Below are 14,245 nucleotides of genomic sequence, written 5' to 3'. Positions count from 1 at the left end.
CTCGCTTCCCGCGCTCGACTTGCATGTATTAGGCACGCCGCCAGCGTTCGTCCTGAGCCAGGATCAAACTCTCCATAAAAGTTAAGTTTGACTTGCTCATTTGCACACCGAATGTGCTTGTTTTGATTCACTTCTATAATAGAAGGAATTTCTTGACGTACTGGTTGGTTCGTTCAGTTTTCAAAGATCAAATGTTTTGTTTGCCGCTTCAAAACAGCGACTTAATAAATATATCATTTCTTGTCGTTTTCGTCAACAACTTTTTATAATTTATTTTGTTAAGCTGTTTGCGGCTTGCCACTCTCTTAAAGCGACAAGTAATAATATATCATGCGATTCGAAACGATGCAATAGGTTTTTATAAAAAAATATAGTCATAGAGACTAGGAGGCTGCCATTGGTTCCATTGATTCCGATTCAGGATTGATAACTCTATCGGAAATGGAGATTGTGATTTATGCAGTAAAAGGCTGTAAGTAGATCCTCGTCTTCCCAAGTCATCTGCTTTTCCGTCACGCTGAGTTCAACATCGCTTTTTTTGCCCAGGACAAGAGAGCCATGCAGATATACACCTACCAACTTATTTCCTTCATTTTATTTCTTCGAGAAAAGATTCGACCATCTCTCCTCTCTTAGACTTTTTGAAAATGTGTATCTTTGAAACCACTCCTGTATTTCAAACCGTAACCAATCATCCGATCCATCCCGATATGAGCCGTCCAAATCAGACCGATCATCAATAACCCATCCGACGTTATAATGGTAGAAACAAGTATAAGAGTGACCGGAAGGATGTAACTATGAAAGATATTGTAGACAATGGCCCCTACTCTATCATTAATGACATAGCCGATCATAGAAAAATCAAAAACGAACAAAATAAAAATGAATGCGAGCCAGCTGAAATTGTTTTGCTGATAGAAATACAAGCTTGCGATAAAAATAACAGTACCTTCTATATGGAGGAAAAGTTTTGGCATACAATCACCTCGTCTATGGCTCATAAGTTTTTTCCTTACAAAACGAACAGCTCGTTTAGTATGGAATTGGTTTTAAATCCTTTTTCAAATACAAAGGATGTCTTGGATGGTTTCCTTTCACTGTTTTTTTGAGACAATAAGGTTCATACGGAGATAAAATTGATTGAACTTCCTTATTCCTATTTTTTATGGAACTATGTTTTCCTCCCCATGCAAGTAACAGCAAATCCGATTCATTGACAGCATCCAATATATAACGGTCGTTCTCGTCTCCAATTGGATTAGGGTGCACTTTTAGATACTTGGGATCTTTTGATCTAAGGGCAAATAAATTAACTACATTCATCTTTCCATATCCCCATGACTTGGAGTAATTCACACATCTATTTATTGTTCGATCACAAATGTTTGTGTCTGCATGGCTGGGGTTTAACATAACAAAGGTTACTACTTTATTATCTGCATCCCATACACACTCCAAAAGGTACCTATACTGTTTACTTGCATCCAAAACGGCGTTTACATTTTCATGAGCATGCCAGTATCTACAACCTGATGGTAAAGACACTTTTTCACCCCTTTAAAAAATGGCCTTAATGTAGCTAATACGCCAAACCTAAATCAATTCCTTCCTTATTATTAAAACAGCTAACAAAGAAGAGCCCTACAAACTATTTTGGTTCGTAGAGCTCTTCTTTGTTTCATAGACGGAGTTGTGTCCCAGCTTCGTGTTTTTTTAAGAGCTTAATAATGTGTTCGCCATGAGCTCCCAATAAATTAATCAGTCCTTTAATACCTTATATATTCGCACCCCACCATAGAACCATGGGGGCAAAATTTTCGCCAACTCATTTCACAGGATCACTTCAACAGGTTAGTTTCTTCTATTCCTCCTGACGAAGAAATGATGTCCCTTTAGAAACAAAACCTTCCATAATTTCTTTTGGTACCAAACTTCCTCCTGTTGCCCAGACTAATTGAGTAGCATTACTTAATCGAGAGCCATAGATGCGGTCTAACTGTTGATGAATGTCAATGGAAGCAGGACCATACATCCCAGCAAGTGCTGATGGCTCGAGGGAAATGCCTTCTGATGCATGCAAAAGGGCTAATAGTTTGTACAAGTTTTCGTCGTTGAGCGTATAAATGCCGGTCACCATGTTTTCTACCAGCCGGCCAGCCAAGGCTGATGGTCGCCCAACAGCTAATCCATCCGCTTCCGTCTTATTATCAAGCCCGATATCCTGAACAGAAATGTCCTCGTGTTTTCCTGTGGCAAGACCAAGCATCATGCAAGGAGAGCTAGTCGGCTCTGCAAAATAACAGTGCACATGATCCCCAAAAACATACTTCAGTCCATAAGTGATACCCGCAGGACCTCCTCCTACACCGCAAGGTAAATAGACCACCAGGGGGTGATCCGCATCAACCGTGATATTCTCCTGCTTTAATTGCTCACTAATGCGTAAAGCAGCCACTGCATAGCCTAAAAATAAATCCTTGGAATTTTCGTCATCAATAAAATAGCAGTTACTTTTCTCCTGACATTGTCTTCGTCCTTCAGTTACGGCAAAAGAAAAGTCCTTATCATGCTCCACCACCACTACACCTTTATCCCTGAGTAACTCTTTCTTCCATTCTTTCGCTTCCACGGACATATGAACAGTTACTTGAAAGCCTAAGGCTGCACTCATGATGCCTATACTTAAAGCAAGATTACCTGTGGATCCTACAGCGATCGAGAAGTTAGAAAAGAACTGCTTGAATTCGGGATCAGCTAATTTGGAATAGTCGTCATCTTTTGTAAGCTTTCCATGTTTTATTGCCAGCCCTTCCGCGTATTTTAATACTTCATAAATGCCTCCTCGTGCTTTTATGGACCCAGCTATCGGAAGCTCATGGTCACACTTTACATACAAATGGCCCGGGATGGATTGTTGGATTCGCTTTTCCAATTCCTGCTGCATAGAAGGTATGCCGCGGATGGGAGATTCTATGATCCCGTTCATTTTCCTGGTTTCCGGAAATACTTCAGCTAAATATGGAGAGAACCTTTGGAGAAGCTTTTCTGCTTCATGAAGGTCTTCAGTTGGGATAGGCAGATTTTTTCCAAGCGTGTGATAAGGTTTAAGTGATTCATTGGACCAAAACGTTTCTTTCTTGTTTTTCAACTGCTCGATCAATTCTTCCTCGCTGCTATAAGTACTTTCGGGACACATAAAATCCTCCTTTTGTTGATTTATAATTAAGACACCTAAATTTAGAGAATATTTAATGCAATTAATGCATTCAGGCACATTCTTTCAAAAAGGAACCAGTCAACTTTAACTAGGTATACTGTTTTTTACATTAACTGCACAATTATATATACCCCCTTTTCACCTAAATACATCGGTGTATAGAAAGACAAACATTAGAAACCCCTCCCATTTGTGATACCATGAAAGGAAAATATCGCTGACCGGAGGATTTCCATGCTTAATAGATTTATTTTAGATTTTGCTAAGCAATCAGAGGTTATTTATACCTTAAGTACAAATGCCCCCAATTACATAGTCTCATCAAGTGAAAAAGGTATCCATGTAGAAACCAATTCTTCCCGCAATAAATTTAATGAAGGTAAAAAGAATGTTCCTTACGTTCTTATTCGTAGCGACTGGCTGGAACAAGCGTTAGGGATCTTACTAAATAACAGAACCGTTAATGAGCAAGATTTTGTGGATTTAGGAAGAAGGCAATCTTTTATAATTGGGTTTTTGTCCTCCCTTCCCTTCGTAGAAAAACTGAAAGATAACCAAGTTCATCTAAGAACTTTCACTACACTAGACATTCCATTTAGTACTGTGGACCAAACCATGACAATGCTTCAAGAATTGATCAATGGTGAATATACAGCAGATTCTATAGCCCAAAATTTTAAAGATGACAATATGAAACGGCTAAAGGCGCATGCTCGTCAAAATTTAAGATTACTTGGTTACTTAAATAAAGACAATAAACTGGTGAATAAAGATAATTCCATTCAAGAAGTTAAAAACAGAATACTTCAAATTCCATTTGTACATATGATATATAAATTATTAAAGTTTATGTACATGTATAACTCCAAGGAAAAGCTAGAAGTCTTGCGAGAAATAGCTTATTTAACTGTTGTGAGTTCAACAGATCAAACAACCATTAAAGAGTCTGTGGCTGATAGAGGCATTAGGAACATTTTCAACTGGCTAAAACATGCAGAACTAATTGATGGAGACGGGAATGTGATAGAGATGACTGAAAATGTAAATAGGACTCGGAATTACTGGTGGGTGAACCAAGGTCAAACGGCAAAAGATGAAATAGAGGGCGGTTTCCTATGGGCCCCTAAGAGAAACAAACAAGGCACTCCCCTCACCCATCATACAGACTTACTCAAAGCTAATCCTGGTGATGTTGTATTTGCTTATTCGCAAGGAGTTATCCATTCCATCTGTGAAGTCATGGAGAATGCTGTGACTAGTAAGAAACCTTCTACGTTTACTACAGATCAGTGGGAAGAAGACGGAAACCTCCTCCGCGTACAATATTCCCCACTAGATCCTAAATTAAAAAAGGTTTCTATTCCAGAGGATAAACGCAAACAGGAAACTGGACCTTTTGATGTAAATGGAAATGTGAAGCAAGGCTACTTTTTTTCGGTATCGAAAGAATTTGCTGAATACCTTTTAAGTTCGTTTCAAGAAAGCTTTCCAGCAACTTTCAAACTTAAAAGATCAACACGCAAAGCAACCAATCTCTCAGAGAAAAGATTGGTCAATCATATCTATAATTACATTAAGAATGAAGGGTTCTACTATAAAGAAGAAGAAGTGAAAAGTCTTTACCTCTCCTTACGTACAAAACCGTTTGTGATCCTTTCAGGTATCTCTGGGACTGGAAAAACAAAAATCGTTGAGAAGTTTGCCAATAGTATCGGGGCAACCGAAGAAAATGGACAGTTTCACCTCATTCCTGTGCGTCCGGATTGGAGTGATGGTTCAGAATTGATTGGGTTTGAAGATATTAAAGGAGATTTCAAACCTGGCCCCTTAACAAAGGTACTACTTAAAGCAGAAAAGAACCCTGAACTTCCATATTTTGTTCTATTAGATGAAATGAATCTAGCGAGAGTTGAATATTACTTCAGCGATTTATTGAGTGTGATGGAAAGCCGGAAAAGGTTAGGTGATCGGATTGTCACTTCTCAAATTCCTACGCCAGAAAGCTTTAATCAACGCGTGATCATTCCTGACAATGTTTATATAATAGGGACTGTCAATATGGACGAGACGACACATCCTTTCAGTTCGAAGGTGTTAGATCGTGCGAATACGATGGAATTTAATGAAGTGGATCTTAGCTTTTTTCCAAATCTACAGGACCATCAAGAAGTTGAGGATTACCCTGTTACAAATGATGTCCTTCAAACAAAGTACTTAACATTAAAAGATGCTTTAACTGATCATCAGTCGATCATTGAGCACACAACGAATTGGCTAATAGACATCAACGCAATTTTAAAAAAGAATAAGACTCATTTTGGATATCGTATTCGCGATGAAATTTGTTTCTTTATGATTTACAACCAACTAGGTCAATTGATGACACCAAGAGAAGCATTTGACCGACAACTATTACAGAAAGTCCTGCCAAAGATAAATGGAAGTGATTTTGCTACGGCTGAGATTATCGAGGAGTTATTTACTTACTGCACAGGCCAGGCCCTTGATATGGAGCACTATGAGCAAACGATCGAACATGCTCATTTCCCAAAATCAGCTGAAAAATTAGCCACTATGTATAATAATCAAAAACAACACGGCTTCACTTCATTTTGGCTAGGTTAAGAGGTGGGTACACATGTCTCACGCCAATGATACGAATCTACTGGTCATTGAACATGAAGAGTTTTCCGTTCATTTGAAGGGCAGGCCATTTAACAGTAGGTTCGAAAATTTAAAAAGCTATAAGAAAAAAGTCAATGTACAAGAACAAGCGATGACCTTAAAAGTGCAAGCGTTAGAAGGGACAGATGTACAAGTCTTTCATCCTGTTCTAGAAAGAATGGTAGACTTATCTGATGGACCATTTCCACCTATCTTTTTTGAAAATGAAGTGTATCAGCTTGTAGTCGTTTCTAAAACCGGGAAAGAACTTTCCTTCTACCATGAACATCCATTAATTCAAAGATCGGTAAGCAAAGAAAAAGTCGGAGATATCACCTTTTTAATGGGACAACTTCAATTTATGAATGAGGTTGGCTTAACGCAATTTAGTATTTTAGATGGTAAAGATAAGCTAGCAGACCTAACAATTGAACTGTTCCCAACAAAACTTGATTACAAAGAGGACTATAAGCGTTTATTAGAGGAAGTAAGTGAAGAAGTGTATAACTTGGCTTTTCATTTTATGAAAAAGACGTTTATTGGAGCATCAAAAATTTCATCAAAGTCACCTTCTCAAGCAGAATTTCACAGGTTGCTTCATCATTATTTTGATCGATTTGTAAACGCCATTCATCTCATCGAGAGGCAACCGCACCATCAGTTGATAACAGAATATCACAAGGTAAGAGGCAATCAGCTAAGACAAACAGATAATCAGTCTCGTAAATATTTACGAAAGAGGCCCCATTTGTTCAAAGAGACCAACTATGGAATTACGATAAATGAAAAACAAATGATGCCAGAACGAGGATTACACGCTAAAAAGAATCTTTCCTTCGATACGTTGGAAAATCGGTTTGTGAAATTCATGATGATCCGACTGCAAGAGAAAATAAAATCCTTAAACTATCAGGTGGAGCGTTATCTGAGCAATTCTCCTGCTGCTGATCGTACTATATTGAATACATTAACCTTCATGCAAGGGAAACTGTATACTATTGAAAAGTCCCCCTTTTGGCGTCAAATCAGTCGATTGGATCGATCCGTACTCACGTTAGTCATGCAAATGAAGCAAGGGTATCGGGATGCTTATATGATTTATTTAGTATTATCGCAAGGGCTCTCCCTCCAAGGGGAGATCTTTAAGATGTCTGTAAAGGATGTAGCAACCCTGTACGAATATTGGACGTATTTAAAGATGGGGCAAATTTTGCATAAGAAATATGAAGCCATTGACCAAGATATTATAAAGGTTAATCAAAATGGACTTTTTGTGGATCTTGATCAAAGCAAATCTGCTAAACGAAGGTTCAAGCATCCCTTTACAAAAGAACAAATCACGCTTAGCTTTCAGGAAAGACATCCGTCGTCTCCTACAGTACGGCAAAAACCAGATATTATGTTGACCGTAGAAAAGAATGGCCACCCTTATGCTTATCAGTATATTTTTGATGCGAAATACCGGATCGATTTTGGCCATTCAGAGAACGAGGCGTCTACCCCTAGTCCAATGGAAGAGGATATTAATACGATGCACCGTTACCGGGACGCCTGGGTTTATAAAAATGAAGGCCCCTACGAACGTTACGCCTTCGGTGCTTATGTGCTATTTCCGTGGATGGATGAAGAGAATTATGAATCCCATCCTTTTTATAAAAGCATTGATGAAGTCAATATTGGCGGCCTCCCATTTTTACCGAATACAAATCGGTTGGTGGAAGAATTTCTAGAACACTTAATTGAAAGCAGTCCGGAAGACTTACAAAACAAAGGCATTCTACCAAAAGGGTCGTATGAATACTGGGAGTCCTCTCTCGATGAAAAAGTTCTTGTTGGGGTGGTTAACGACTACAGGAGGTTAACAGCGCATTTGCAACATCGTTTCTACCATATTCCCTTAAAGCAATTAAAAAAAGGGTGGCAAGAAGCCAAACATATTGCTCTCTATATTACACAAAAGGCTACCGAAAATGGATCATCCAACGGTATTACCTATTACGGGCAAATAACAAATGTAGATATCGTAAAACGTTCACAACTGAGAGAGGTCCCTAGTCGCTCCCAAGAACTCTATGTTAAATTCCAAGTCGAAGAATGGGGTTCTTTACCGAAGACCATCCGACCTGTGGGATACGGGATCCAAGTTTATACTTTAACGACATTGAGCATGTTGCAGCACGCAAAGGATCTCCCCGAATTATTTATGAAATCAAATACCGAACTAAAATTGTGGAGGTTCCTACGAAGGTATTCAAATAAGGTTCAGACCATACTCGATCATACGCACTTAGACAATTCCACAGGTGTAAAATCCTTTGGCATAGGCAATAACACAATCAAATTGGATGAAAATCATAACCGTCTTGTGATTCATGACTCACATGGTAACCAAACTGTGGAGTCATTAAAAGATTTCAAACGGACTCCTGTACCTATTTATAAGAAAATTCAAAAGGTGTTAAGCAACTAAGACTTAATAACCTACAATAGTTTGCCAGGACCTAGAAGCAGTAACTCTTTTTCTTTCCTATCTAAAACTAGACTAGGTCCTGGAACTAATAATCTTGTTGAACAACTAACTCCTAGCACTTCTTGAACGAATCAATCTGTTTCTTAGATATAGAATATAACGGTGCCTGACCTATGTCGCGTTAACACCTTAGCAAAGTGGGGCGCAGGCACTCTTTCTGATTTTACATCAAATCAACAAAACGCCCGAACTCTTTCTCAAACCCCAACATCACCGTCCCCACCGGACCATTCCTCTGCTTCCTCAATATCACCTCCACCCCATCACTGCCTTCCTGTGAATAGTAGTCATCGCGATACAAAAAGCTGATGACGTCAGCGTCCTGTTCGATGTTTCCGGATTCTCTCAAATCGGACATCATCGGTCGTTTGTCCTGGCGTTGTTCGACGCTTCTGGAGAGCTGGGAGAGAAGGATGATCGGGATGTTGAGTTCACGGGCGAGGAGTTTCAGTTCGCGGGTGATGGCTCCGACTTCGAGGTCGCGGCGTTCATAGCGGCCTTTGACACTCATCAGCTGCAAGTAATCGATGATGATGAGATGCTCGTGATTTGGGTCGTTGACGACGGAGGCGCGGATTTTTGATGTGATGTCCTGGACGGATTGTTCTCGTTCGTGGATGGACAGGTTCCATTCGGCGATTTCTCCGATTATGTTGAAGGAGCGTTTGTAGTCGTCTGTGGAGAAACACATCGAGCGCCACTTCTGTCCGTCGATACGTGCTTCGGAGGAAATCATCCGCTGCAACAGCTGCTTGGATCCCATTTCCAGACTGAACAGGTCGACGGCTCCTCTGTTTTTGCAATGGTTCCTCGCAATATTCAAGGCAAAGGCTGTCTTCCCCATCGAAGGGCGGGCGGCGACGATGATCAAATCGCCGCGCTGTGCTCCTCCGGTCATTTTGTCATAGTCAACGAAACCTGTTGAGAAGCCGGTCTGTCCGGGTGAGGAGGTCATCTCCATGGCGATTTCACTGAGTTGCTCTTTCACCGTTTGCTCATCCGCTTCCTTGTCCTTATCCATCAGGTGCAGCTGCTGTTTCAAGCCAAGCAGCGCATCAGCACTCGGATTTTCGATGTATTTCATCGCCGACTGTCTCATTCGCTGGTACGTATAGGATTCGATGAGCAGTTTTTCATAGACGTGGAAGTTCTCGGTCGTCGGGACGGATTCGGCCAGCGCTAACAGGTAACTCACTCCCCCGACATCAGAGATCTCTTGTCCGAGACTCGTGGTTACCGTCACCATATCCACCGGTGTTCCGTTGTTGTCAACCTGCTGGATTGCTGAGAATATACGTCTGTGTTCTCTTTCAGAAAAGTGGATAGGTTCAAGACTTGTCTGCTTGATTTTTTCACCGTCGACAAGAAAAATGCCCAACAATGCTTGTTCTGTCTGTAGATTATGACTCATCGGACTTCTCCTCTACGAGTGTTTGCAGCTTGTTCATGAACCGCTGACGGATTTCATCAGACACTTCGGCTGCTTCTGCTTCCCACTCTTTCATCTGCTCCAAGTGACGGTTTTTCTCCGGTTGATAGACAGCGATCTCCCCGATGGTCGGCGGGAACGGACTGCGGACAGCGAAATCGGAGAGCTTCGCCAGTACTCCTTGGTAATCCATCTCCAAAAGCTTTGGAATCAACATGTTCGCGACACGCTCGGTGATATCGAATTTTTGTGGATACAATTCACTGATCGTCTCTAGCACCTCGATGGCTTCCTCCCTCTTCATACTTGCACCCCCTCTCTCAACTTATCGAACAAGGATTTGTTTTTATCCTGCTTCCAAATCGTCCTCTTGTTCTTTTTCTTGTGCTCCGCTTGAGCTCGTTCTGCCGCTTTCAAAGTACGGACTCCCGCTTGCTGCCACTTTTTCAGAATGCCTTCACAATAGCTGAAGAAATGTTTGTTGCTCTTGACCGCAAGCTTCATCGATTCCATCACGAGTGCATCCGACATCTCTTCACACCACACGGTGATTTTTTCTGCGATGAACGGTGACAACAGCCCGATATTGTTTTCGTAAAAATGGTGGGGATTCTCGCCTTGCTTTTCCACTACTACTTCTTCTTTTTCTTTCGTTTCGTTTTGTTTAATTAATGTGTTCGACTTGCCGCTATCGTTGCCGTTCGACTTGCCGCCACTGTTCTCGTCTACATTATCGTTCTCGTTGTCCATTTCTACATATAAAGGGAGTATCCGATAAATGGGAGCCTGGTTGCCAGATCTCGAAGTGAATGTGATATATCCTTTCTCAACAAGTTCCTTGCGTGCTTTACGGATGCTGCTTTCGCTCAAGTTGGATTTCATACAAAGGACGTTCATCGAAGCAATGAACTCTTTTTTCCAACGGGATTTGTTATTCACATGCATGAGGCTGTACCAAAGGTTGATGGCCGCGGATGACAGAGGGTTGAATTCCTGGTGATCGTAGAAAGCGTTGATGGCTTTGATATAGTTCATTTATATTCTCCTATTCTTTTGGGAAGATGGAGGATTTGTGCATAAAAAAACACTTCCTCATGACTATAATCGAAGGAAGTGTGGGTTTAGGTGTCTATGAAAAGAAAAGTTTTTTTATTATTTTTAGAAAAAAGATCAAAAACTGGTGCCTCTTCAATTTGCTGATACATCCGTAAGAAGCACTTGCCCCTCTTGTAACGATTTTTTCGTCATCATCGATATTCTTCCCGAATTTTAGGGCATCTCCAATTGGAGGCTTATCATCCTTTCTCCCAATTAAAAAAGAAAAAGCCTTAATCCAATGCTGGATCAAGGCTTTCATCGTTTATTTAATCTTGCCGGGAGCTTGTTCGTTCACAATTTTCGTCCGGTCATTTTGAATAGCAAGCTTCAATGTCGGCGCTAACGTACCGCCAAAATGAGCCATTTGATACTCCGGAGATGTGCCTCCAAGATCAGCAATATTTTTACCATCTAAATCATGGAAGTTATAAAAGCTGATGACTTTTCCATTTGGAAGGACCATCCAGGAATAGGCCTGATACGCGTGATCTTCCGGGTTCGCTAAAACAAGGCCGCTTTCATTCAGGGGCTCATAGCCAGATGTAAGCTGATCAGAAGAAAAGCCGTACAATCCGTCTGGAGCAGTCAAGTCAGGACCGAATTTGTGCTCGTGCGTGTTGGTGAACAAGTAGTACTGGTTGCCTTTGGTCACGATATGGGGACGCTCAAGCTCCTGGTTCACGTAGTTCGCTTCAAGAATCGGCGGCATTGCTTCGAATTCTGTGTAGCTGTCATTGGTCGCTTCTGCGATTCCAATCGCCCCGTTGAACCGTTTGGCAAAGTCTTGGTTTACAAAATCAAAGGAACTTTGGAAATCTTCGCTGCCGATGTAGGCAGGATCCAGTGTTCTTTCTGCGGGTGTACCTGCAGAGTTTCCTTCGAAGAGGATATACTCTTTGCCTGTTTTCGGATCTTCAAAGAACCAGGGATCACGGAACGTATAGCCGATGTCTCCAGCTTCCGCCTGCTCTTCAGTCTGATAGTACTTGCCTTCTGGTTCAAGGATGATCGAATGATCAAAGTTAGCAAAAGAGATTCCTTTTCCGTTCGCTTCCACGTCGCCTGTAGCAAGCGCTAAGCGTTGTTCATAGGTGACGTTTTCCTCGCCTTTACGTCCCGTTGCTGTATAGAAAAGGTTCAGCTTCCCGTCTTCTATCATCGCAGAACCGGCCCACTGTCTGGAACCATAAGCCTGCTCTGTATCAAAAGCCTTACCGCCAAGCTCCCAGTTCTTGCCGTCTTTCGAGTAGAAGTAGCGAATGGTGGCTACGTCGTGACGTTTACCAGGAAGCAAGTCAGAATCGGCCGTCAATGAGAAAATCACGTAGTAGCCGTTCACCTTCGCGATAGAGCCGTCTTTTTCGCGAAGTGGCCATGTGTCCCATACGTGCAGTTCAGGAGCCATTTTTTCAAAATCCGGTTCAATATAAGGGGCTGTTGTATCATCGGTACGCTCGATCTTGGATGCATCCTCTATCGTCCAGTTGGATGTACCGGCTGTTTCAGCAGAAGCAGCTGGAGCAAACACGAAGGATAACGTCGATACGATAGCCGTTGTCAGCAACACTTTTCTTGGTGTAAATTTCTTTCCGTTCATTGTTCTTCCTCCTTTTATCACAATAAAGTTACAGTAATGGTTAGTGGGAAAGAGAAGCCAGCCAATCACAGCCAGCTTCTTTTTCCATCGTTATCCGTGGATTTCGCCTTCCCCCATAACACCTTTGATCTCCGAAGTGTCGTCTTTAAGCTTCAGCTTCAATGTCGGCGCAAAAGATCCGCCAACCTGGAAGTCGCCATTTTCGTCATGGAATTCGTTGACAAAACTGATGACTTGTCCGTGTGGAAGAACCGCCCAGGAGTATGCCTGGAATGGATCTTCTTCAGGGTTGGCAACTACAAGACCTGTACCGTTCATCGGCTGATAATCTCCGAATAGAGAGTTAGCATGGAAACCATACAGCCCGTCTGGACCTTCAAGGCCGGGCGCGAACGTGAACTGGTGGGAAATGGTGAACAAGTAAAAATCGTCCCCTTTCTGTACTACGTGCGGACGCTCAAGCTGCTGGTTCACCCCATTTGCTTCAAGAAGCGGTGGCATCAATTCAAATTCTGTCAGGTCCTCGTTTTCTGCTTTCGCGATTCCGACGTTTCCATTGTAATCTTCTGCACCATCAGGAATAGGACCATCCACGTTTCCTATGTTGTCTGCATTTAGTGACTTATCTGTACCACCTGTGTTCCCTTCAAAAATTAAGTATTCTTCTCCTGTTTCCGGGTGCTGGAAGAACCAAGGATCACGGAAGGAATAAATGATATCTCCCGTTTTCTGTGCTTGTGTTTCATAATGAACGCCGTCAGCTTCTGCAAGGATTTGGTGCTCCCCATTATTGGTTACTTGGAAACCTTCTTTGTTGTCATAATCCATTTCGAATGTCGTTTTCGCCAGTCGCTGTTCGAATGTAGGACCTTCCTCTTTACGACCGGCCGCTGTATAGAACAAGTGGATCTTATCGTCTTCGTCGATCATCGCAGATCCAGCCCATTGGCGGAAACCAAGCGCTTTATCTTCGTCATAAGGTACGGTACCCATTTCCCAATCTTTACCGTTCTTAGAATAGAAGTAACGGATAACCGCATGATCGTGACGGCCTCCCCATGTATACTCTTTGCTTGCGGTAAGAGCGAACTGGACATAATGACCATTGATCTTAGCAAGAGAACCGTCGCGCTCACGCAGCGGCCATGTGTCCCATACCCAGTAATCCGGGGCCACATCTGTAAAAGAATCGATGTTCGGTACGGTGTTTTCGTCTGTCAACGTAAAGTTTGATGCATCCTCCCGGGACCATGTTGGAGTATCCTCAGCTGCTTGTGCGGAAGAAGCTGCAGGAAATGTTGTGATAGCACTAGACACTACAAGGGCTGTAAGGGCTAGTTTGGATAAAATAGATGATTGCTTCGTCTTCATTTTACTTAACCTCCTGATAGTTGTAGTTGGGGGTGTGCTCCGGAACACACCTTAACTCTAAGGAAGCGGAAAGTCATGGTCAACGGTGGATTTGCCCCTTGTCTCGAAGGAGTAAAAAGTCACAAAGAGCTTATGAATGATACATTGGTAACGTTTTACTTTACTGTTGGAAAGGGTTACAGAATTTTCTAAAATGAGAGAAAATTCATAGATGTTATGGAAAAATAATCCATAAAAATGAAGCGTCGGATTTGTGTAAAACTGGCCATTGGAACGAGGTTGAAAACAAAAAAGTCCCCTGTAGGGTGTAAAGGTACAAACCGCCATTTGCCATCT

At 41.9% G+C, this 14,245-nt stretch carries 10 protein-coding genes and 1 rRNA gene; 2 read left to right on the top strand and 9 right to left on the bottom strand.

From position 1 onward, the window contains the following. The 4 genes from BMZ58_RS03160 to BMZ58_RS03145 all read right to left on the bottom strand — a co-directional run. Nucleotides 1–79, bottom strand: a 16S ribosomal RNA gene (locus tag BMZ58_RS03160); the annotation flags it as partial. A gap of 553 nt (nt 80–632) precedes the next feature. Then, nucleotides 633–980: a DUF4260 domain-containing protein gene (locus BMZ58_RS03155; RefSeq protein ID WP_075035066.1), complete on the bottom strand. Its 348-nt coding sequence runs from the start codon at nt 978–980 to the stop codon at nt 633–635. A 55-nt stretch (nt 981–1,035) separates the two neighbouring features. After that, nucleotides 1,036–1,548, bottom strand: a complete 513-nt coding sequence (locus BMZ58_RS03150; RefSeq protein ID WP_075035065.1) for a DUF1643 domain-containing protein — start codon at nt 1,546–1,548, stop codon at nt 1,036–1,038. A 316-nt stretch (nt 1,549–1,864) separates the two neighbouring features. Further along, on the bottom strand, nt 1,865–3,199 hold the full coding sequence (locus BMZ58_RS03145; protein ID WP_075035064.1) for a D-serine ammonia-lyase: 1,335 nt from the start codon (nt 3,197–3,199) through the stop codon (nt 1,865–1,867). Nucleotides 3,200–3,454: 255 nt separating this feature from the next. Here BMZ58_RS03145 and BMZ58_RS03140 point away from each other — a divergent pair, with 255 nt between their 5' ends. Next, the gene (locus BMZ58_RS03140; RefSeq protein WP_075035063.1) at nt 3,455–5,845 is read left to right on the top strand and encodes an McrB family protein; all 2,391 of its coding nucleotides are present in this window, start codon (nt 3,455–3,457) and stop codon (nt 5,843–5,845) included. Between the two features lie 13 nt (nt 5,846–5,858). After that, entirely contained in the window at nt 5,859–8,354 is a 2,496-nt protein-coding gene (locus BMZ58_RS03135) for a restriction endonuclease-like protein (RefSeq protein WP_075035062.1), read from the top strand. A 223-nt stretch (nt 8,355–8,577) separates the two neighbouring features. Here the strand turns inward: BMZ58_RS03135 and dnaB are convergent, their stop codons facing one another. The 5 genes from dnaB to BMZ58_RS03105 all read right to left on the bottom strand — a co-directional run bounded on the left by dnaB (nt 8,578) and on the right by BMZ58_RS03105 (nt 13,909). Further along, entirely contained in the window at nt 8,578–9,825 is a 1,248-nt protein-coding gene (dnaB, locus tag BMZ58_RS03130) for a replicative DNA helicase (RefSeq protein ID WP_075035061.1), read from the bottom strand. Continuing rightward, the gene (locus BMZ58_RS03125; RefSeq protein WP_075035060.1) at nt 9,815–10,147 is read right to left on the bottom strand and encodes a hypothetical protein; all 333 of its coding nucleotides are present in this window, start codon (nt 10,145–10,147) and stop codon (nt 9,815–9,817) included. The genes dnaB and BMZ58_RS03125 overlap by 11 nt, the downstream gene beginning before the upstream one ends. Next, nucleotides 10,144–10,878 (bottom strand): DnaD domain protein, encoded by a 735-nt coding sequence (locus BMZ58_RS03120; protein ID WP_075035059.1) that lies wholly within the window; start codon nt 10,876–10,878, stop codon nt 10,144–10,146. Before BMZ58_RS03120 ends, BMZ58_RS03125 begins: the two co-directional genes overlap by 4 nt. A 325-nt stretch (nt 10,879–11,203) precedes the next feature. Beyond that, nucleotides 11,204–12,538: a glycoside hydrolase family 68 protein gene (locus BMZ58_RS03110; protein ID WP_075035057.1), complete on the bottom strand. Its 1,335-nt coding sequence runs from the start codon at nt 12,536–12,538 to the stop codon at nt 11,204–11,206. 90 nt (nt 12,539–12,628) lie between these two features. Continuing rightward, complete coding sequence (locus BMZ58_RS03105; RefSeq protein WP_075035056.1) at nt 12,629–13,909, bottom strand: glycoside hydrolase family 68 protein; 1,281 nt, start codon at nt 13,907–13,909, stop codon at nt 12,629–12,631. Nucleotides 13,910–14,245 lie beyond the last annotated feature (336 nt).

The sequence above is a fragment of the Halobacillus dabanensis genome (assembly GCF_900114165.1).
Taxonomy (GTDB): Bacteria; Bacillota; Bacilli; order Bacillales; family Halobacillaceae; genus Halobacillus; species Halobacillus dabanensis.
This window is presented reverse-complemented; position numbering and strand designations above follow the sequence as displayed.

What these genes read in the sequence shown, in the direction of transcription:
- BMZ58_RS03155 (WP_075035066.1), bottom strand. Translation starts at nt 980, where the DNA reads ATGCCAAAACTTTTCCTCCATATAGAAGGTACTGTTATTTTTATCGCA.
- BMZ58_RS03145 (WP_075035064.1), bottom strand. Translation starts at nt 3,199, where the DNA reads ATGTGTCCCGAAAGTACTTATAGCAGCGAGGAAGAATTGATCGAGCAG.
- BMZ58_RS03140 (WP_075035063.1), top strand. Translation starts at nt 3,455, where the DNA reads ATGCTTAATAGATTTATTTTAGATTTTGCTAAGCAATCAGAGGTTATT.
- BMZ58_RS03135 (WP_075035062.1), top strand. Translation starts at nt 5,859, where the DNA reads ATGTCTCACGCCAATGATACGAATCTACTGGTCATTGAACATGAAGAG.
- dnaB (WP_075035061.1), bottom strand. Translation starts at nt 9,825, where the DNA reads ATGAGTCATAATCTACAGACAGAACAAGCATTGTTGGGCATTTTTCTT.
- BMZ58_RS03125 (WP_075035060.1), bottom strand. Translation starts at nt 10,147, where the DNA reads ATGAAGAGGGAGGAAGCCATCGAGGTGCTAGAGACGATCAGTGAATTG.
- BMZ58_RS03120 (WP_075035059.1), bottom strand. Translation starts at nt 10,878, where the DNA reads ATGAACTATATCAAAGCCATCAACGCTTTCTACGATCACCAGGAATTC.
- BMZ58_RS03110 (WP_075035057.1), bottom strand. Translation starts at nt 12,538, where the DNA reads ATGAACGGAAAGAAATTTACACCAAGAAAAGTGTTGCTGACAACGGCT.
- BMZ58_RS03105 (WP_075035056.1), bottom strand. Translation starts at nt 13,909, where the DNA reads ATGAAGACGAAGCAATCATCTATTTTATCCAAACTAGCCCTTACAGCC.